We start from the raw sequence: 19,872 nt of genomic DNA, 5'->3' as shown, positions 1-19,872 counted from the left end.
GCGCATTGGTCGTCACCAAGCATTTCTCACCGTCAGATTGCTTGCGACCAATCAGCGAGTCAGTTAGCCGTTAACCATAGTGTTTGGTGGGCGCTGGGGCACGGGCGAGATCTCCACTGTTGCTGGCTTATTGAAAGGTAACGAGATGGAAAGCTCTCAGCCGTATCTTTCTGATATGAAGCCAAACAGAGCCGCCCTTCTCGTTTCCCTGACCTGTCTCGCTCTTTCAGCGCACGGCTCTGCCGCATTCGCCGAAAGTGATCTGCAGATCAATTTGAGCGCCAGCGTCGCGAGCAGCTGCGGATTAAGCTCCGCTGAAACAACACCCAATGCGAACGGCGCAACCATGCGTATCTCGACGGTTTGCAACGCCTCCGGATTTACGCTGACTTTCGACGGCGTTCCGGGCCTGGACATCTCAGGAGCCCGCTCGGCGCATATCTCGACTGGGCCTGTATCTGTATTAGCAGACAGCGTAATGCTGACCCCGGTTCGCCCCGGCCTTCAGGCGGTCGACATTGATTTCTCGAATAGCGCAGCTGAGCTGTCAGATCTGATCATCGGGATCGACGCCCAATAACGCAAGTTTCCCGATCAATCGGTCGTAAAGCTCAACGTTAGCGTATCGGCATAGTCGCCAGCGACGGGCGCACCAATATCTCCAACCCGCAACCGGACGGTCCCCATATTATGGGCCCCCATATTTGAGCTTAGCGGCAGTGACTGAGCCCCATTAGTGGAAATGGCGCGGTCATTGATGAACGCGGCATACGGGATCGAATAGACGCCCGGCCCATCTTCATGGACAAGCGTGCCATTATTCAGAGACTGTGCTGTCACAGACAGGTTTGCATTGGACTGGTAAATGAAGTTCGAGGTGATCTGTTCGCTGCTTTCCAGCGTCTCGAAATCGATCTGACCATGCCCATCGGAAACATCGCCAAGCAAACGCATCGCGGGCGATACAACCAGCTGTGGTTCAACAGTGTCGACTGGCACGCCGTTCACTTTTACATCGAGAAGGTTCGAGTAAGACCCTGCCGGAAAGAAAGCACCCGGTTCAATCCAGGCGTATTCGAAGAGCAGGCGACCGGTTGAGGTAAGTTGACTGACCGCCGGCTGGGAGAGACGAAGCGTTCGGTCGGTATAGGACGAAAACACTGACTGCCCTGGCGGGATTGTGCCCGAAATCGTCGGACCGCCATCAATGAGTTCACGTACGCCAGAGGCCGTCTGGCTTTCGATTTCCACCACGTTCGAAGCACAGGATGCTTCAGCCGGTCCATCGATGAGGAAAATCTCAATCTGCAGCGCCACCGGCGACAGATTGTTCGGGCTATATTCAGAGTCCCCGACTTGCTGTGCCGCAAGGTTGAATTCAGTACAGGCGTGAGCTGGCAAGGTCACACCCAGCCCGCAAATCGCCGAAGTCAGAATAGCTGCAGTCCTCATCATGAGTCCCCTTGCGTGAGATCGATCAAGCCTAGATCAGAAAAGGCCTCGGTGTCCTCGTCGACCGCAAACTCGAAAGTAAAGTCAGTTCCGGCGAATTCAAGCAGATACTCGCCTGGCGTGAGATTGGAAACCAATGCCCGGCCAGCATTATTGGTAAACGTAACCTGGGTGTCGCCGGTTGTCTTGTTGGTGATTGTGCCCGCCGTCAGTTTCAGCGGCTCGTCATATGCGACGAACGTTGCCACCACGCTGCGGAACGCATCGTTGCCAATTGTGATCTTGATGCCGGACCGTGCGCCCGGCACGACATAGTAGGCCCCTTCGCCAACATTGTATCCGATCGGCGCATCCAGGACATCAACCGGAATTGTGGTCGGCACATAAGGTGAGTTTACGCGGGCGATTGCCGGGCCAAGCAGTCCGGACGTCGCCTTTACGGCCCGCCGGCCACGCGCTTTGATCGTGGTGCGAGCACCATCAAGGCTCTCATGCTTGTCGACCATGACGAATCCGCGCCCTGGATCGCGGCCGATTCCGAACTGACCATCAGCGAAAGCGATACCGGTCTGGAAGCGCGCCGTCAGTCTTGAATCGTCCCCGATCGCGTCGTTATCGCGGTTTAATTGCGTGAAGGATACACGTGTTCGGTACCTGTTTGCAGTGTAGTCGGCCGCCCCTCTCAAGCTCACATCCTGGTCGCGGCTGCTAAGCTCGGCTTCGTACCCGAAACTGCCGACCTCGTCGCGCGCTGGACGTCTGTACCGCAGGCTTGCCCGGTCACTTCTCGTGTCATAGCGCGCATTCGCCGAGCCGCGATCGCCAAAGCGCCGGGTCAGCGTCACAAAGCCGCCGACGTCGTCGTCCCCATTGAGATCGGATCCCACGCGCACACCGGCACCAAAGAAGAAATGACCAAATTGATAGCTGCTTCCAAGCGCAATACTCTTGGCGGCAGTATCGGAGTAGTAGTCTTCCGAGTATGTCCCCGACAGGTTCATTCTGAGACGATTGGTCAGCTGCAGCTCATAAAAAGCCGAAGCGTCGTATTTAATGCCTACGCCGAATTGCGAACCCGCCGTTGTGAAATTCCTGTCCCGGTAATCAAATGCAAAAGCGAAATTCTGGGATCGAACGGCGTTGGGTGAACTGTTCCAGCGATAATCGAGTGACGTCGCGAGTCCATTTCCTGAGGTCTCGGAATCCGAATATCCGAGTTCCAGTTGCGCGATGCCATCGAGAAGGCCAAACACTGATTGTGTGCCGACGACTGAAAGCTCTTCCGAGGCGTAGCCGAAAGCGCCCAGCGTCAGATTGGAATTGAGACCGAAACTGTAGTTGCCCGCCGCCACGACGTCGTCAGTGTAGGTGAACCCACTGCGATTGCGGTCCCGTTTCTGGCCGATCCCAAAGGAATACTCAGACAGTCCGGGCTGAAGCAACATCGCATCCGACGCGACGCTGAAACTCTGGGTTTCGCGGCGGCCAAACTCGTCTTCGACAACAATCGAGACGCGGTTGGATATGTTCGCCAACGGAATATCATTGAGATTGACGGCCCCCGCCGGAGCATCGAAGCGGGAGATTTCCTGACCATCGACAAGGACCGTGACTTCGCTCGCTCGGTTCAGCTCAAATGATCTTTGTCCAAGCGGCCGCAAAACGCGTGTCGGTTGAAGACGGCGGTAGGACTTGGTGATGCCCACACCCAGGAAATCGTTCTCGCCCGCAAGTTCTGACAGGGGCGTATACAGCGTACCAGCCTCAAATCTGAGGGCATGTTCCGGACGGTCCATGAAGAGTATTGTCCGGTCAGCGTCGAACCGGCTCTCTCCCGTGCCATCATCGAAAGTCAGGATACCGCCATAGTCCAAATTCAGGCCACGAACGCCGCCGTAGTTCACAAACCCTGACAAGGACGTGGACAGCGTACTGGAATTGGCGTCTTCGAAGTCTTCGTTAAAGAGAAAAGTCGACGTGAGACCCGCCGCGAAGTTTGCGGCATCCGCCGTTTGAGTGCCCTCGGGCGCTTCGCGGCCGCCCAAATTCATGTCCAACGGACCCTCTTTTTTTGGAGGCGCCTCAATCGTCAAGGTTAGCGTGGCCGGGTCGAGGCGGGCCGTAACACCGATCGCCTGCAGTCGCTCAACCGAGACAAACCCACTTCTGAATTGGGACAGTAACAGCTGTGTGCTTTCGTCGACATAAGGCTCCAGCGCAGCCCTCAACTGGCTCGCTTCGACGTTCAGCACGCGTGTCAGCGTTGTTTCAACCGTTATGAGGCCGAGTTTGCGCCCCTGATAAGTCGCGGCGAGCTCAATCGTAACGACTTTCGACTGGTTCTCATTGAACGCGTCAATTCTCGAGGGCTGCTCATTTCGCGAAGACGAAGGTTGAGGCGCCGGCGTATCGAGCATGTAGAACGTCGGCGAATTGGACGGCACCTGCACCGACACCGACAAGGGTGCATCGCCGGACTTCGGTTCCGCTGTCGCTAAAGGCAGCCGCTTCGCCTGCTCCGTGGCAGAGCGCGGCTGCGCAGATTTCGGCACAACCGGTACCGACATCGTGGACGCGTCTATTGGTCGGGTTTCGTCAGCTTCTTCTGCGAAGGCAACAGGGGTTGCTATCGCGGCGGCTGTGCCGAGCAAGAAGGCCAGCCGGCGCTTTGCGCGCATCCTGTTCGAAGACGATGTGGGAGAGACGAACTCAGTCGGGAGTTTCTTCAAGTGAAACACTTAAGTCTCCGGCTGCTATGTTTAGCTCGCTCAAATTAAGCGTCAGAGGAATCTGGTTTTCAGGCGGCACAACAACATGATCAGCGATGCTCATAAACGACTCGCCTTCGAGCTCAAGCTTGGTGTCACCCTGGGACAGGATCAGGCGGTCATTCGTCAGTCTGCCAAACGAGTTGCCGGAATTCTTCACCGTCATCTTGAGCGTGTCGCCATCCCTGACGACGTCACTTATTGAAAGTTCGGATTCTGCCCGAGCATTCTCGACATAGACGACCACGCCGAAACTGTAGACGTAGCGCAGTCCGGTGAATCCGGGCTCGAGTTCGACAGGAACTTCCCGCACATGGATCGTATAGGCTGTTTCAGAAGTGACAGTCTGATCACCGACATACTGAAAGCGAAAAGCCTGCTTGGCACCTGGCTCTATAAGAGCCTGAAATGGAAAGATTATGAAATCATCATCTGCCGGAACGAGCGTCTGCTCGCCATTTTCCCCGAACACCCGTTTTTCAACGACCAGCTCCACCGGAAGCGGTTTGCTTCGTGTGTTTTTTACCGTCAAGAGGCCCGTGGTCTGTCCGCTTTCGGGATAGACAGAGTGCCGCATAGGCTGCACTTCGAACGCACTTGCACTTAGAGAACCCCAAGCCAAAACCAGGCTCAGTCCGATGGCGGCGTTTACGCTTCTGTGCATCGACAATCCTGCCCTTATTATAATCTACGCATAAGAACGCAAAAACGGGGCCAACCTGGTGAGATTGGCCCCGCTACATTAAAACGCCAAATATTAGTTGGCGGTTACCGAAACCGTTACAGTGTCGGAATAGGCACCCGCAAAGACGGTTGTCGTCGGTGCGTCGTTGAAGTCTGGGCCCTTAACGCCGTTCAGCACGATCGCTGCGCCAACTTCACGGCCGCTCAGGAGCTCGGTGGAGCCGGGAACGGTGAAGCTACGGTCGACCGTCAGGTTCAGCGGTGGCGTACCGGGAGAGATACCAGGGAACGCATCGCCGCCGGTGTCAAAGTTCACCTTGTAAGTGATCTCGTTGCCCGGACCGGTTTCGGTGCCGCCGCGAAGCAGGTAGCCGCCATTTGCCGAGCTCATGCCGAAGGTAGCGCCACCGGCAGCGTTGCAAACGATACCGAAGTCAGCGCTGCGGGTGATCGGGCCATCCGTCGCGGCCAGTTCACCAAAATCGACGTCGATGGAGCTGCTAGCAGCCGTGATGCCACAGATTTCCTGAACGGTTCCGTTCAGCACAAGCTCCAGCTCTGCATCGCCACCGTTTGCGTCGATGAACTCGGCAGATGCTGCGCCAGCGATAGCGAGTGCCGCTACTGATGCAATTGCAAATTTTTTCACGTGTTTAGTTCCCTTTTCTGAGGACCCCACCAATCGGTGTCGCTCGATAATCAGACTTCGCAACTTTCGCTGCGTCATCCCCAACCTGGGCCTGAATTCAATTTACATCCGCTTCAGGCTCTTCCGTCTCAAGGCTTCAAGCCTCAAAACTTATGTTTCGACAGGAGTTGGAATGGATCAGAACGCTTCCCACGATGCGCGCCAGAGAGGCGGCAGCGAAGAGCGCCGTAAAAAGCTGCGGTTCGTCCCCATGAACTCTAATTGTCGGCCCAACTGAAGATGCGGATCCCCAATCGAACACACCGAGAATTAAACTTTCAGTAACCTTTGTAAAGTGTAAATTACGCGCGTTCTGGCTTTTCACCTGACAGGGGAATCGGACACGCCTGATACGGGATTTTCTTCGTAAAATCTGGAACCTAGGACGCCGGGAAAAGCACTGACCGTGCGCTAATTCAGCCCCTTTTTCAGGGTCCAAAATATCTACCCTGGGTAACCATTGAATCAGCTGTCGCCTTTACAGGAACGGCCCTATCTCCGGTCGCATTTCCGAAGCAGCCATCTCGCGTCGCCGAAGCTCGAAATCACCAGAATCCAGACGCGCTGGCATTCAAAGGGGCGCAAACTCCGAAACAGTTGAAATCGCGCGCCACCCTTGCACTTAAGTCAGCCACGGCCGGAGTTTCAGTGGGCGTCAGGCCGGAAATGCCGGCAAAGCACGTCCATCAAGTCCATGCCAATGCCGTCACGCGCACAATAATAGATGGTCTGCGCAACACGGCGACTTTCGACCAATCCGACCGACTTCAACTTCGAGAGATGTTGCGATACCGAGGAAGCCGTCTGCTCCGTCTTTTCGGCGAGCGCAGTGACGGAAAGCTCCGATTCACTGAGCAGGCACAACATCTTCAGCCGTGACTCTGACGCCATCGCCTTCAAAAGGTCCGCGACCTCGGATACCAGCTGCGGGTTCGCCTCAAGATCCAAAATCGGTGGAATCTGGGTAACCTGTCCCACCTGAATACCTCCAGTTCATGAGCGCGCCGCACCAGAGCAGAATATCGCCGAATTTGTGAAATTATCAAAATCCGAACAGCAGACTTCACGGGGCTGCGACATTAGCCTTTTTACGACCGAACTCTGATCCACTCAAAGAATTGGTAAAGCACCATCCCGCCAATCATGGCAGCGAGAAATCCAGCCGCTTCCCAACCACCCAGAGTGATTGCCGTGATCGCAGGTCCCGGGCAAAGACCAACCAGGCCCCAGCCTATGCCAAACAGGACCGCACCGATCGCAAGTTTGCTGTCGACCTGCCGATTACCCGGCAACAGGAATTTGCTCTCGAAGAACGGACGCCGCCTTGTCCAAACCAGGCGATAGCCGATTGCCGTGACGAGCAGCGCACCGCCCATCACCAGTGCAAGTGAAGGGTCCCAGTCACCAAAAATATCCAGAAAAGCGATCACCTTCGCCGGGTTGACCATTTGCGAAATCACGAGACCAAGTCCGAAGATCAAACCCGCGAAGAGGGCTGCTACGTTGCGCGCCATGGCCTAGCCTCCCACCAACGGCTTTAAGAGAGCAACGGTCGCCATACCGGCGCCCATGAACAGCGCGACTGAGACCATTGAGCGGGGCGAAAGGCGAGACAGCCCACAAACGCCATGTCCGCTTGTGCAGCCTGAGCCCAGCCGCGTTCCAAATCCGACGAGAAGCCCACCCGCAATAATGAGTGGCCATCCGGCGCTCAACTGGAAGTCCGGACGTGTTCCGGTAACCGCCAGATAGACCAGCGGCGCGGCGATCAGCCCAAGCACGAAGAGAGCCCGCCACGCCTTGTCGCCCGGTTCGGCGAAAACCGCTCCGGAAAACACACCGCTAATGCCTGCGATCCGGCCATTGGTCAGCATCAATATCACTGCAGATAGCCCAATAAGCGCCCCACCGACGCTAGCGCTGACAGGCGTGAAATTTTCCATGAAGCCTCCTTGAAGCTTTGAAACATACTATCAATTGACATATTTGTATTTTGTATTTTATTAAAATGCAACTGAGGAGATCGCATGACCCATCAAATCGACGGCACAAGCGCCACGCCATCGCTGCCCACCGCGGGTATTGGTTCTGTCGCTCCCGACTTTGAGGCGCGCTCGACCCAGGGGCCCATACGGCTTTCCGATTATCGCGGACGCTGGCTTGTCTTCTTCTCGCACCCGGCAGATTTTACGCCTGTCTGCACGTCGGAGTTCATTGCTTTCCAAAAGAAGGCTGATCGATTTGCTGCGCTCAACTGCGACCTGCTCGGCCTGTCGGTTGACAGCCTTTACTCACATCTCGCCTGGGTAAAGGATATCGAAGCCAGGTTTGATGTTCGAATTTCATTTCCGATCATCGAAGACATTTCCATGTCGATTGCGCGCGCTTACGGCATGATCCACGACGATTCCCAGTCGACAGCCTCTGTCCGCTCCGTCTTCTTCATTGACCCTGAAGGACTCATCCGGGCCGTCATTCATTACCCCCTCGCGGTTGGCCGCTCCGTCGAGGAAGTTATTCGCGTTCTGGCAGCCCTCCAAACCGCTGAACAAGACGGCGTCTCCACCCCGGAAGGGTGGACACCCGGTGAAGAGAGCGTCCTTCCCGCACCAATAAGTCTTCAAGAAGCCGACGAACGCGCAGGGCTGAATGGCGACGCCTGGTACTTTACGCGCAGCGGAGACAGACAATGAACCGGGTTTCGAAGGAGATGCGTCCTCTCGCTGATGAGGCAGCCAGTCTTCTGAAGGCACTCTCACACCCAGCGCGCCTGATGATCTGCTGCCAGCTGCGTGGGCAGGAACTCTCGGTCGGAGAAATCGAGGAGGTTCTCGATATCCATCAGCCTCGGCTCTCACGCGAGCTCGCAAAGCTTCGCGAAGAGGGCCTCGTCGAGACCCGCCGAGAAGCAAAGTCAATCTTCTACCGCCTGGCAGAAGAGTCGCGCGTTGGCCCCATGATCGATGCGATCTGCATGGTCATGATGGGAAAAGTTGCACCCGACGTGAAGCCCCTGGCCCGTATCGCCCGAACGGCTTTCGTCAAAACGACCGTATCGGAAGGTGCCGGCCAATTTGCCCGCATCATCCGCTAGAACAAAAGGAAACTTCAAATGACCAAGCCTGAAGTGAAAGAGTTCTTCGACAAAGACACCAATACATATAGCTATGTCGTCTGGGACCCGACCAACAATGTCGCTGCCGTGATCGATTCCCTGCTCGATTTCGACCAGGCCTCGGGCCGCACGACAACCGACTCCGCCGACAGGCTGATCGCCTTCGTGAAGGAGAAGGGCCTCACCGTAGACTGGATCATCGACACTCACGTCCATGCCGACCACCTCACCGCCGCGCCCTATGTCAAAAGCCAGCTCGGCGGACGGGCCGGCATCGGCGAGCACATTTCCACCGTCCAGAAAGTGTTCGCGAAGATCTTCAATGAGGATCAGCGCTTCCACACCGATGGCAGTCAGTTCGACCACCTCTTCAAGGATAGTGAGACCTACACCGTCGGCACGATCGAGGCGAAAGCCATTCATACGCCGGGCCATACGCCCGCCTGTATGACCCACCTCATTGGCGACGCGGTTTTCGTCGGAGACACCATCTTCGCGCCGGACTACGGCACGGCCCGTTGCGATTTCCCGGGCGGCGATGCCGGCACGCTCTACGATTCCATCCAGCGTCTTTTCGAGTTGCCGGACGAGACCCGCGTCTTCCTCTGCCACGACTACAAGGCGCCGGGCCGTGACACCTTCATGTTCGAGACGACCATCGCGGACGAGAAGGCCCACAACATCCATGTCGGCGGGGGCACTTCGAAAGAGGACTTCGTGAAGATGCGCACCGCGCGCGACGCGACCCTCGACATGCCAAAACTGATCCTGCCTTCAGTGCAGATCAATATGCGCGCTGGCCACATGCCTGAACCTGAAGAGAACGGTCAGCGCTATATGAAGCTGCCAATCAACGCACTTTGAGGCACAGGCAGATGAAGGGGCGAAGCTGACATGACCGGAAAGCTCGCACGGTATTTCCCCATTTTTGAATGGGGACGCGCGTACAAGCGCGAAACACTGACCAACGACCTGATCGCGGCCGTGATCGTCACGATCATGCTGATTCCCCAATCGCTGGCTTACGCAATGCTGGCGGGGCTGCCGCCCCAGATCGGTCTGTACGCGTCCATTCTGCCGCTGTTCGCCTATGCGATCTTCGGGACCAGCCGGACATTGGCCGTTGGTCCCGTGGCCATCCTTTCCTTGATGACGGCGGCCGCCGCCGGCAAGATCGCGGCGCAAGGCTCACCGGAGTATATTCAGGCCGCGCTCGTTCTGGCGTTCCTGTCTGGTGCCATGCTCTTCATTCTCGGTCTTCTGAGGATGGGGTTTTTAGCCAATTTTCTCAGCCATCCAGTCGTTTCCGGTTTCATCACGGCGTCCGGCATCATCATCGCCGCGTCGCAAGTGAAACATATTCTTGGTGTGGATGCTGGCGGCCATAATCTCTTCGAAATCGTGGTCTCAATCGGGGAAAAGATCGGCAACACCAACCTGCCGACCTTCATCATCGGCGTGGCATCACTCGTCTTTCTTTTTGGCGCCAGAAAACTCCTCAAGCCGGCCCTGAAGAGAATGGGTCTCTCGGAAAAGACAGCCACAATCCTGACCCGCACCGGCCCCGTCTTCGCGGTCATCGCCAGCATTCTGGCCGTGGCTCTCCTGCAACTGCAGGATGAAGGGGTCAAAATCCTGCGCGAGGTGCCCCGCGAGCTTCCGGCGATCGGGATCCCGACCTATGACCACGATGTCTGGATGCAGCTTCTCGGGTCGGCGGCTCTCATTGCCCTGATCGGCTTTGTAGAGTCGGTGTCAGTGGCTCAGACTCTCGCCGCCAAACGCCGCCAGCGGGTCAACCCGAACCAGGAGCTGATCGGCCTCGGTGCGTCCAGCCTTGCTGCCGGTATGTCGGCGGGCTATCCAGTTACAGGCGGTCTTGCGCGCTCCGCCGTCAACTTTGATGCAGGCGCAGAAACGCCAGCCGCAGGCGCATTCACGGCCGTCGGCATCGCTCTGGCGACGCTTTTTTTGACACCTTACCTCTACTATCTGCCTCAGGCAGTTCTGGCGGCGACGATTATCGTAGCGGTACTGTCACTGGTCGACCTCAAATCGATCCGTCAGGTCTGGAACTACTCAAAATCTGACTTCGCAGCTATGGCAGCGACGATCCTTGTGACCCTGTTCTCCGGCGTCGAGCTCGGCGTTACAACGGGCGTTGGCCTGTCACTCTTTCTCCACCTCTACAATACGAGCCGTCCTCACTTTGCGCTTGTCGGGCAGGTTCCGGGCACACACCATTTTCGCAATGTGAACCGGCACGCAGTCGTGATTTCCGACAGCGCCCTCATCATCCGCATCGACGAAAGTCTCTACTTCGCGAATGCGCGTTTCCTTGAGGACACGGTCTACTGCGTTCTGGGCAACCGGCCTGATCTGAAACACCTCGTCCTGATGTGCTCGGCGGTAAACCGGATTGATGCAAGTGGCCTCGAAAGCCTGGAGGCCATCAATCTCCGACTGAAGGATGCGGGCGTCACGTTGCATCTGTCCGAGGTCAAAGGCCCCGTCATGGACCGCCTCAAGCGCTCGCACTTCCTCGATGAGCTGACAGGCAAAGTCCACCTCACCACCTATGATGCGATGGAAGATCTCGACCTCGAATGCGTCCAGCGCGCGTTCAGCAAAGACGCGCAGGTCACGTCTCCTCAAGCCGTGCCCTGCCCCTCCCTGGCGCTCGCTGGACTGGAACGGGTGTAGATGACGATCGGCTGGTAAACACGACAGCCGCCTGGTTTCAGAGCGCTCGCAAAAAGAGTCTGCTCCCCGATTGACTCTTTTTGATTTGAGAACAAATAATGAACAAATGGCATCGACACTTGACCTCCAGACGCCCGGCATATTCCGCCTTGGGCAGGCTGCCGCACCGCGTGAACCAGCCCAGTTTCCGCTTGGACTGGGGACCTGCGGGGTGCATGAAATCTGCGAGACCAGCTTTGGAGATATGCCAGCCCTGACAGGGTTTGCGCTGAGTGCCGCGCCCGCCAGAAGAGGCGCGATTATATGGGTCAGCCAGTCGGGCTTGCTCACCAATCATGGCAACCTGCTCGAAACCGGCCTTCGCGGCTTGCGGCGCGAGCGGGCGGACCTGCTTCATGTTCACGCGCGCAAGCTTCCAGATACGCTCTGGGCAATTGAAGAAGCCATCCGCTCTTCAGCTGCAGGCCTTGTTATTGGTGAGCTTTCCGACATGGACTTTACGGCCAGCCGCCGCCTCGCCCTTGCCTCCAGCCGGCATGGTATCCCGGTTGTCCTGCTGATGCCTTATACGCGCGAAGGGGCAACAGCCTCCATTGCCCGATGGCGGGTCATGCCCCGCCCATCCGCCCCCAATCGCTATGACCGCAAGGCCCCCGGCAATCCACGCTGGCAGGCCAATCTCGAACGCTCAAGACAGGCCCCGCATATGGCCGGCCACTCATTCGATGTGGAATTCGACGATGAAACGTTATCTCTCACTGTGGTTTCCGGACTGGCCGCTGACACGCCTTCGCCGGGAGAGACTGTCCCGGCAGACATCCTCCCCCTCCGGCGCACCGGCTAAACCACGCCGCCCCTTTGTCCTGACAGAAACCGGCCCTTCAGGCCTGCGCATCGCTGCGGCAAACAGCCTTGCCGAAAAAGCGGGCGTAACCGCCGGCCTCGCCTTCACCGATGCCAAGGCCCGCATACCGAACCTTACCAGTGAGGATATCGACCGCGCCGCTGATGCCCGCGCGCTGGACAGGCTCGCCCACTGGATGATCCGCTTTACGCCGCTGGTCGCAATCGATGGTTCAGACGCAGTGATGCTGGAAACAACCGGCTGCGACCATCTTCATGGCGGGGAAGAAAAGATGGTCAAAGCCATTGCGGCTTTGCTCGGCGCAAACGGAATTCCTTGCCAGTCTGGACTGGCCAGCACGCCGGGGGCAGCAACCGTGCTCTCGCGCGCAGCCCCGGGCACAATTCTGCCTGATGGCCAGGAGGCTGACGGCCTCGCGGATCTTCCCGTCTCGGCGTTGCGGCTTTCGGGCGAGGCGACGCTTCTTCTTCGCCGGTTCGGACTGACACGAATTGGCCAACTGTACGGAATTGACCGCAAGGCGCTTGCCCGCCGTTTTCAATCGAAAAGCGCTGCCGACAAGGTGCTTCACAGGCTGGACCAGGCACTTGGACTTCGCCATGAACCGCTTGATCCGCTCCGCCCTGTCCCGGCAAAATCGGCCCGCCTGCCCTGCCCGGAACCGATCGCGACACGCGAGGCGATAGAGATCGCACTGGAGCAGCTGACGGGTGAGCTCTGCGCTGATCTCACAGCTTTCGGACAGGGCGCGCGACACTTCGTTCTCACGGCCTTCCGCGCGGACGGCACGAACACCGCCATCGACGTTACGACAGCCCAACCCGTCCGCACACCAAAGCACATCCTGCGGCTCTTCCATGAGAAGATTGACCGGATCGACCCCGGCTTTGGCATAGACCTGCTTTTGCTGGATGCACACCGTACGGGATCGATGCAGGTAAGCGCGGCAGCCCTCTCTGGAGATCTTGCGGCCAGTGATACCGATGAGGTCGCGCTTTCGGCGCTGGCCGACCGGATTAACGCCAAGCTCGGGGCCGGCACGGTCAGCATTCATCAGCCTGCCGAAAGCCATATCCCTGAGCAATCCGAACGGCGCGAAGCTTTTGATGGGGCCTTGGCAGAGGCCCCACAACCAAACCAGAAGGCTGGCCCCCGCCCGCTTCGTCTGCTTGCGCGTCCTGAGCGCGTCACTGTCATGGCCGAAGTGCCGGACGGCCCGCCACTTCGCTTTATCTGGCGGCGCGTCGCCCGAAGTGTCGTGCGCGCAGACGGGCCAGAACGCATCAATCCCGAATGGTGGACGCATACCGCTCCGCCGCAGGGCCACAGCCCGAAAGGCGTATCGCGAAAATGGCTCTCGCCCAAGCTCGACAAGCGGGCTGACTTCGATCTCATTGCCGAGTTTCGCCGCAGCCTCGAAGCCAGCGAAGAAAGCGCTCCCGTCACTCACCTGCCCCGCGCACGCGACTATTACCGCGTCGAGGATGAAGCGGGGCGACGTTACTGGCTTTATCGCGACGGGCTTTATGAGGATGGACGGGGCGGGCCACCCGACTGGTTTGTGCAGGGGCTTTTTGCATGACCCGCTATGCCGAACTCGCCGTGACAACCAATTTCTCATTTCTGCACGGGGCGAGCCATGCCGAGGAGCTGGTGCTACAGGCTGTCAGCCTTGGTCTTGAAGGCATCGGCATCGCTGACCGCAACACACTCGCCGGTGTTGTACGGGCCCACCTCGCGGCCAAGGAGCATGGGCTTCGTCTCGCTATTGGCGTGCGCCTCATCCCGGCGGATGGACCGGAAATGCTCTGTTACCCGACGGACAAGGCCGCCTATGGGCGACTTTCAAAGCTGCTCAGCGAAGGAAAATTGCGCGCCGAGAAGGGTGAGTGCCTTATCCATGTCGAGGATATTGTTCACGCTTCAGAAGGGCAGATTTTCATTTTTCTGCCGCCTGAAAAACCGGGCGAAGACTTCTTTGACCTGCTCGAACGGTGGGCCGAAAACCGGCCACATACAGTCTATTTAGGGGTCAGTTTCCGGTTCCGCGGACGAGACCGCGAGCGAATTGCCCGGCTCGCCGATCAGGCCGCCCGCGTCGGTGTGCCGATCGTTGCCATCAACGACGTTCTCTACCACCATCCTGAACGCCGCCCGCTTCAGGATATCGTGACCTGTATTCGCGAGCATTGCAGCATTGAGCAGGCCGGTTACCGCCTCGAAGCCAATGGCGAGCGCCACCTCAAGCCAGCCGCTGAAATGGCTCGGCTGTTCAAGGGGTTTGAGCCGGCCATCGCCCGTACGGCGGAAATCCTTGAGCGTTGCAAGTTTAGCCTCGACGAGCTCTCCTACCACTATCCCGACGAACCGGTCCCGCCCGGCAAGACACCCCAGCAGCACCTTGAAGACCTGACCTGGGCCGGAGCGGACTGGCGCTATCCAGGCGGCGTCCCTGAGACCGTACGAAAAGCCCTCGAGAAAGAGCTCAACCTGATCGCGGGCCTCGACTATGCGCCCTATTTCCTGACCGTCCACGACATTGTCGCCTGGGCGCGCGGCGAAGGCATTCTTTGTCAGGGGCGCGGATCTGCCGCCAATTCCGCTGTCTGTTACTGTATCGGCATCACAAGCGTCGACCCGAGCGTGACCAGCCTGCTCTTCGAGCGCTTCCTTTCCAAGGAGCGCAAGGAGCCGCCGGATATCGATGTCGACTTCGAGCATGAGCGGCGCGAAGAAGTCATTCAGTATGTTTACCGTCGATATGGCCGTCACCGTGCTGCGCTGACAGCGACCGTCATCTGCTACCGCCCGCGCTCGGCCGTGCGCGAGGTCTGTAAGGCACTCGGTCTTTCAGAGGATATTTCCTCGGCACTTGCAGGGACGGTGTGGGGCGCCTGGGGCTCTGAGATCAACACAAAGCAGATCTGCGAGGCCGGCCTCGACCCGAACAACCCGATGATCCGCCGCGCGATCATCCTGACACGTCAGCTCATTGGCTTTCCGCGCCACCTCTCCCAGCATGTCGGCGGTTTTGTCCTGACGCAGGGCCTGCTCACAGAAACCGTCCCCATCGGCAATGCCGCCATGGATGAGCGCACTTTCATCGAATGGGACAAGGACGATATTTCCGCGCTCAACATCATGAAGGTCGACGTGCTCGCGCTCGGCATGCTGACCTGCATCCGAAAGGCCTTTGACTTCCTGAAGCTTCACAAAGGGATCGAGCATGATCTGGCTTCGATCCCGCAAGGCGATCCAGCAACCTATGACATGCTCTGCGAGGGTGACAGTCTTGGCGTCTTCCAGGTCGAGAGCCGGGCGCAGATGAATATGCTGCCGCGCCTTCGGCCGAGGACTTTCTATGACCTTGTCATCGAAGTCGCCATCGTCCGCCCCGGGCCGATCCAGGGCGACATGGTCCATCCCTATCTTCGCCGCCGCAAGGGCCTTGAAAGCGTTTCCTATCCAAGCCCTGCGCCAGAATTCGGGCCACCCGACGAGCTTGAAAAGATCCTGAAGCGAACGCTTGGCGTTCCGCTGTTCCAGGAACAGGCCATGCAGATCTCCATTGATGCGGCCTGTTTCACCGCCGACGAAGCCAATGGCCTTCGCCGCGCCATGGCAACCTTCCGAAAAGTCGGGACGATCCAGAACTATGAGGAATTGATGGTTTCCCGCATGATTGCGCGGGGGTATGACCCGGCCTTTGCTCATCGTTGTTTCGACCAGGTAAAAGGCTTTGGCGAATATGGCTTTCCGGAAAGCCATGCCGCCTCTTTTGCCTTGCTCGTCTACGTCTCTTCCTGGCTGAAGAAACATCACCCGGATGTTTTCTGTGCCGCCCTGCTCAACAGCCAGCCCATGGGATTTTACGCCCCGGCGCAGATTGTTCGCGATGCGCAGGAGCATGGCGTCGAAATCCGGCCGATTGATGTGAACCTGTCAGACTGGGACAACACATTAGAGCCAGACGGGCAGAACGGGTTCTGCGCGGTCCGGCTTGGCTTTCGCCAGGTTGAGGGCGTGCGCGAGGATGAGATGGAAGCACTGATGGAAGCGCGCCGCTCAGGCTATGAACATCCTGAAGACATTCGCCGGCGAACCGGGATTGGCCGGCGGGCGCTGGAACAGCTCGCCGCCGCCGATGCTTTCGGCTCTATCGGCATGGACCGGCGCGCCGCGCTTTGGGCTGTCCGCGGAGAGACACAGGGCAAACCCCTGCCGCTCTTTGCGGCCACTGATGCCCCAGAGCAGCAAGCCGAACTTCCGGTCGACCTGCCTCAGATGCCGACATCCGAACATGTCCTGCAGGACTATCAGATGACCCGTCTGTCCCTAAAGGAGCATCCGATGAGCTTCCTGCGTCAGCGCTATGACAGCTTCGGCCTCAAGACGACCGCTGAAGCCAATTTACTTCACAATGGCGCGCGTGTGCGCACGGCCGGTGTTGTTCTGGTCCGCCAGAGACCAGGCTCCGCAAGCGGGGTCTATTTCGTAACGCTTGAAGATGAGACCGGCATTGCCAATCTCGTCATCTGGCCACGCGTCGGAGAGGTGTATCGCCCCACGCTGATGGGCGCGCGTATCATGCTTGTAAACGGCCGCGTCCAGACAGCCGACAACGTCACGCATATCGTGGCGAACCAGCTGATTGATCTCACCAGCGACCTGCACCTCCTGTCAGAGGAAGCGCAGTTCGACCCGCTGAAGGGCGCCCTGGCACGGGCTGATGAAGTCCAGCGGCCTATACCGGAGCGAAAGGGCCCACCAGCGCGAAGCGCGGGGCGTCATCCGCGCGATGTTCGCATCATACCCGCGAGCCGCGACTTTCACTAAGCAGAAACAAGAACACCGGCGGGAGGCTCGGCTCTGAGACCGTTGCCACCCGCCGGTGAAACTCAACAAACTGCACTAAGCTCTAGAACCGCATGGTCAGGCTGGCAGAGAAGCTGCGTCCCCGGTCGTAGGTGTTGTACTCGGTCCGACCCAGGCCGTCGCTTTGCTGAAACTCCTGGTGCTGCTCATCAAGAATGTTGCGCAGGCTAAGACCGAGTTTCAGATCCTGACCAGCAATCATCAAATCCCGGTTATAAACCGCGTCAAGTGTGACGCCCGGATCCTCGATAATGTCGGGCAGGCTGACACTCTGCGAGTCGATGCCGCGCTGCAGGATGCGCTCATCAACCCAGTTCAGCAGAAGCGTGAACTGCTCTGAATTATTCTGCCAGCCAAACTGCATATTCAGGATATTCTCTGGCGTGCCCTGAAGCTTGGTACCGTCGATATTGAACTGCGTCGCATCAAGAGCACGGCCGGTGAATGGATCCAGAATGGTCGACCCACCAGGCGTCTGCACTTCAGACTCAGTGTAGGTGTAGTTGACCGCAAACAGCCAGTCGCGATCATTGACCCACGAATACTGCGAGAAGACCGGCATATCGAAGGTGGTGCGATACTCAGCCTCAATGCCGTACAACTCAGCTTTCGGCGAGTTGATGAACGTCGTCTCGTAAACGAAGGTGGCGTTCGCGAACTGGACTTCCTCAATCGGGTTCTCCAGTTCCTTGAAGAAGCCAGCAAGGGTCACAAACTCATTGCGACCGAGATAGTATTCGAGACGCGCATCGTAGTTCGTCAGCTCACTGTCGAGCAGGAAGCGGTTACCGCGATAATTGCGGTCGCCAACCGGATCAAAGTAGAGAGACGGTGCCAGCTCCCGGAATTGCGGGCGGGCAATCGTTTCCGAATAACCGAGGCGAAGCTGAAGGTCGTCTGCGAAGTTCCAGGTGAAGGTCGCCGATGGCAGCCAGTACTCGTTGGAAATGGCACCGCCAGTTCCGACATTTCCGAACCGGTCAAAGGTCTCGACAGTCTCATCGCCCTCTTCATAACGCACACCGAGCGTCGTCTGAATGTAGGGCAGGATCTCCATGTCAGCTTCAAAGAAAGCCGCCGCAACATCCAGATCGGCGCGGTAGGAGTCGTTGATGGAGGTGCTTTCCACCAGCACAAAACGTCCTGGCTCAATATTGTCCGGCGAGAACAGGAAGTCTGGCCGTGCAAGCTGAACATCAAGCGGGAGCGCGTTGCCACCCGCGAACCGGAAGGACACGAAATTGTAGTCGCGCTCAGTCGTTGAGTAGTCGTAACCGGCCTTGAAAACCGCCTCACGATAATCGCCCAGCGGCATAGTGTAAGACAGGTCTGCACCGATGCTCTGATTGTCGTCCGTCAGCTCGGAAAAGCGAATATTGTAGTTATTCGCTTCAGCATAGCGCACCCGGCCCTGATCATCGATCAGGCGGCGGAGAGAGCGCTCATACGGCGCGTCACGGTTGGACCGCGAAATCGACCCACGCCAGTTGAAATCAAAATCACCAAATTCATGCAGGCCGCGCAGCTGGAAGAAAGTGAGATCACGCTCGAACCAACCCGTCGACTCGTCATATACGAGTCCCGTCGCGCCCGGTGCGTTAAAATCACTGCCTTGGTCGACCTGCGCCTCTTTCGAGGTCGTGTGGACGTAGAACAGCGTCGCCTGGACCTCATTGAGGTCCCAGCCCAGCGTTGCGGAGCCGAGCGCGTTGACGGTCGCGTCGAAGGTCGTTTCCACCGAGTCGATATCAATGCCGACGGTGTCGTTTGATGCAATCTGGCGCTTGGCTTCCTGGATCGACCAGCTGCTATCATAGCCAACGACGCCGACCAGTCCGAGATCGAAATTACCGAAGTCGCCGCTCCAGCCGCCATCGATTGACGCGTTGAAGTCCGGGCCAACTTCACCCTTCTGGATCACTGTCAGCGGCGAGTTCACCAGGCTTTCACCCACCGCCTCAATTTCGGTCGGGCTCAGGGCGCTAAGACGGGTGCCGCTGGAAATGACGCTGGAAAGCGGGCCGGGAAGGTCTCGAAGACCGTCATCATAGCCCGACCAGTCAGTGTCAGACCCACGATAATAAAGACCATCGTAAAAGTTCGATTCCGGATTGATTCCGATACCGACTTTGACGTTCGCATAGTTTTCGCGCGGGGTACGCAGCGTTTTCAGATCGATCACACCGCCGCCAAACTCACCGGGATAGGCCACCGAATAGGTCTTCTGGACGGCGGCGCCTTCAAGCACATCCGATGGGAACAGGTCGAGTGGAACCGTCCGGCGCAGCGGCTCTGGGCTCGGCAGCGGCGAACCGTTCAGAAGGGCGGACGAATAGCGGTCGCCCAGCCCCCGCACATAGGCGAAGCGCTCGCCCACAATCGACAGGCCGCTCAGGCGGGTCAGCGCGAGAGCGGCGTTGGAGTCGCCCTGGCGCTGCAGGTCCTGCGCGCTCAGGAAAGAAGCGACCTGAGACGTTTCGCGTTGCGGCGCTGGAATGAATTCACCGCGAACCACGACGGTGTCGAGGTTACGGTCAGCTTCCTGCTCGTCTGCGACTTCAACAGGTGCATCAGTCTCCGTTTCCTGAGCGATAGCCTTCTGCGCAGGAAATGCGCACAGCGCCGTAGAGAGCATGAGATAGACGTAAAGAGATCGATCAGTCATTTCGATGTGTCCTTTCCGGTAGGACATGAGTTTTCTTGGATGTTGCTGTTGGGATCA

At 58.1% G+C, this 19,872-nt stretch carries 15 protein-coding genes and 1 pseudogene; 8 read left to right on the top strand and 8 right to left on the bottom strand.

Translation table 11 applies throughout. The features are described from left to right. Positions 1–175: 175 nt before the first annotated feature. Entirely contained in the window at positions 176–580 is a 405-nt protein-coding gene (locus WNY37_RS04845) for a hypothetical protein (protein WP_342972335.1), read from the top strand. 14 nt (positions 581–594) lie between these two features. On the opposite strand, the gene WNY37_RS04840 is transcribed toward WNY37_RS04845, so the two are convergent. From WNY37_RS04840 to WNY37_RS04810, 7 genes are all read right to left on the bottom strand, one after another. Beyond that, positions 595–1,455, bottom strand: a complete 861-nt coding sequence (locus WNY37_RS04840) for a hypothetical protein (RefSeq protein WP_342972334.1) — start codon at positions 1,453–1,455, stop codon at positions 595–597. After that, positions 1,452–4,190, bottom strand: coding sequence for a fimbria/pilus outer membrane usher protein (locus WNY37_RS04835; protein WP_342972333.1), 2,739 nt, complete (start codon positions 4,188–4,190; stop codon positions 1,452–1,454). The genes WNY37_RS04840 and WNY37_RS04835 overlap by 4 nt, the downstream gene beginning before the upstream one ends. Continuing rightward, on the bottom strand, positions 4,162–4,884 hold the full coding sequence (locus tag WNY37_RS04830; protein WP_342972332.1) for a fimbria/pilus periplasmic chaperone: 723 nt from the start codon (positions 4,882–4,884) through the stop codon (positions 4,162–4,164). The genes WNY37_RS04835 and WNY37_RS04830 overlap by 29 nt, the downstream gene beginning before the upstream one ends. A 93-nt stretch (positions 4,885–4,977) precedes the next feature. Further along, on the bottom strand, positions 4,978–5,553 hold the full coding sequence (locus tag WNY37_RS04825) for a hypothetical protein (RefSeq protein ID WP_342972331.1): 576 nt from the start codon (positions 5,551–5,553) through the stop codon (positions 4,978–4,980). 684 nt (positions 5,554–6,237) lie between these two features. Further along, complete coding sequence (locus WNY37_RS04820; protein WP_342972330.1) at positions 6,238–6,570, bottom strand: metalloregulator ArsR/SmtB family transcription factor; 333 nt, start codon at positions 6,568–6,570, stop codon at positions 6,238–6,240. Positions 6,571–6,680: 110 nt separating this feature from the next. Then, a complete protein-coding gene (locus WNY37_RS04815; protein ID WP_342972329.1) occupies positions 6,681–7,106 on the bottom strand; it encodes a DUF6691 family protein in 426 nt (141 codons plus the stop codon). Positions 7,107–7,109: 3 nt separating this feature from the next. After that, positions 7,110–7,535 carry a YeeE/YedE family protein gene (locus WNY37_RS04810; RefSeq protein WP_342972328.1) on the bottom strand — a complete coding sequence of 142 codons (426 nt, stop codon included), beginning with the start codon at positions 7,533–7,535 and terminating at the stop codon, positions 7,110–7,112. An 84-nt stretch (positions 7,536–7,619) separates the two neighbouring features. Here WNY37_RS04810 and WNY37_RS04805 point away from each other — a divergent pair, with 84 nt between their 5' ends. From WNY37_RS04805 to WNY37_RS04775, 7 genes and pseudogenes are all read left to right on the top strand, one after another. Beyond that, positions 7,620–8,285 (top strand): peroxiredoxin, encoded by a 666-nt coding sequence (locus WNY37_RS04805; protein ID WP_342972327.1) that lies wholly within the window; start codon positions 7,620–7,622, stop codon positions 8,283–8,285. Further along, positions 8,282–8,563: pseudogene (locus WNY37_RS04800) on the top strand (metalloregulator ArsR/SmtB family transcription factor); the annotation flags it as partial. The gene WNY37_RS04805 and the pseudogene WNY37_RS04800, both read left to right, overlap by 4 nt. Positions 8,564–8,704: 141 nt before the next feature. Further along, positions 8,705–9,571, top strand: coding sequence for an MBL fold metallo-hydrolase (locus WNY37_RS04795; protein WP_342972326.1), 867 nt, complete (start codon positions 8,705–8,707; stop codon positions 9,569–9,571). 30 nt (positions 9,572–9,601) lie between these two features. Next, positions 9,602–11,410, top strand: coding sequence for a sulfate permease (gene sulP / locus WNY37_RS04790; RefSeq protein WP_342972325.1), 1,809 nt, complete (start codon positions 9,602–9,604; stop codon positions 11,408–11,410). A 106-nt stretch (positions 11,411–11,516) separates the two neighbouring features. Then, positions 11,517–12,254: a hypothetical protein gene (locus WNY37_RS04785; protein ID WP_342972324.1), complete on the top strand. Its 738-nt coding sequence runs from the start codon at positions 11,517–11,519 to the stop codon at positions 12,252–12,254. Continuing rightward, positions 12,151–13,857 carry a DNA polymerase Y family protein gene (locus WNY37_RS04780; RefSeq protein WP_342972323.1) on the top strand — a complete coding sequence of 569 codons (1,707 nt, stop codon included), beginning with the start codon at positions 12,151–12,153 and terminating at the stop codon, positions 13,855–13,857. Before WNY37_RS04785 ends, WNY37_RS04780 begins: the two co-directional genes overlap by 104 nt. Then, positions 13,854–17,111, top strand: coding sequence for an error-prone DNA polymerase (locus WNY37_RS04775; RefSeq protein ID WP_342972322.1), 3,258 nt, complete (start codon positions 13,854–13,856; stop codon positions 17,109–17,111). Before WNY37_RS04780 ends, WNY37_RS04775 begins: the two co-directional genes overlap by 4 nt. Positions 17,112–17,193: 82 nt before the next feature. Here WNY37_RS04775 and WNY37_RS04770 read toward each other — a convergent pair whose 3' ends face one another. Then, positions 17,194–19,815, bottom strand: a complete 2,622-nt coding sequence (locus WNY37_RS04770) for a TonB-dependent receptor (protein ID WP_342972321.1) — start codon at positions 19,813–19,815, stop codon at positions 17,194–17,196. Positions 19,816–19,872 lie beyond the last annotated feature (57 nt).

Origin of the sequence: Henriciella sp. AS95 (assembly GCF_038900055.1) — a bacterium.
GTDB lineage: Bacteria > Pseudomonadota > Alphaproteobacteria > Caulobacterales > Hyphomonadaceae > Henriciella.
This window is presented reverse-complemented; position numbering and strand designations above follow the sequence as displayed.

Bases quoted from the DNA above. Each gene is read 5' to 3' on its own strand.
- WNY37_RS04785 (WP_342972324.1), top strand. From the start codon at position 11,517: ATGGCATCGACACTTGACCTCCAGACGCCCGGCATATTCCGCCTTGGG.
- WNY37_RS04780 (WP_342972323.1), top strand. From the start codon at position 12,151: ATGAAACGTTATCTCTCACTGTGGTTTCCGGACTGGCCGCTGACACGC.
- sulP (WP_342972325.1), top strand. From the start codon at position 9,602: ATGACCGGAAAGCTCGCACGGTATTTCCCCATTTTTGAATGGGGACGC.
- WNY37_RS04845 (WP_342972335.1), top strand. From the start codon at position 176: ATGAAGCCAAACAGAGCCGCCCTTCTCGTTTCCCTGACCTGTCTCGCT.
- WNY37_RS04805 (WP_342972327.1), top strand. From the start codon at position 7,620: ATGACCCATCAAATCGACGGCACAAGCGCCACGCCATCGCTGCCCACC.
- WNY37_RS04775 (WP_342972322.1), top strand. From the start codon at position 13,854: ATGACCCGCTATGCCGAACTCGCCGTGACAACCAATTTCTCATTTCTG.
- WNY37_RS04830 (WP_342972332.1), bottom strand. From the start codon at position 4,884: ATGCACAGAAGCGTAAACGCCGCCATCGGACTGAGCCTGGTTTTGGCT.
- WNY37_RS04795 (WP_342972326.1), top strand. From the start codon at position 8,705: ATGACCAAGCCTGAAGTGAAAGAGTTCTTCGACAAAGACACCAATACA.
- WNY37_RS04810 (WP_342972328.1), bottom strand. From the start codon at position 7,535: ATGGAAAATTTCACGCCTGTCAGCGCTAGCGTCGGTGGGGCGCTTATT.
- WNY37_RS04770 (WP_342972321.1), bottom strand. From the start codon at position 19,815: ATGACTGATCGATCTCTTTACGTCTATCTCATGCTCTCTACGGCGCTG.
- WNY37_RS04840 (WP_342972334.1), bottom strand. From the start codon at position 1,455: ATGATGAGGACTGCAGCTATTCTGACTTCGGCGATTTGCGGGCTGGGT.
- WNY37_RS04815 (WP_342972329.1), bottom strand. From the start codon at position 7,106: ATGGCGCGCAACGTAGCAGCCCTCTTCGCGGGTTTGATCTTCGGACTT.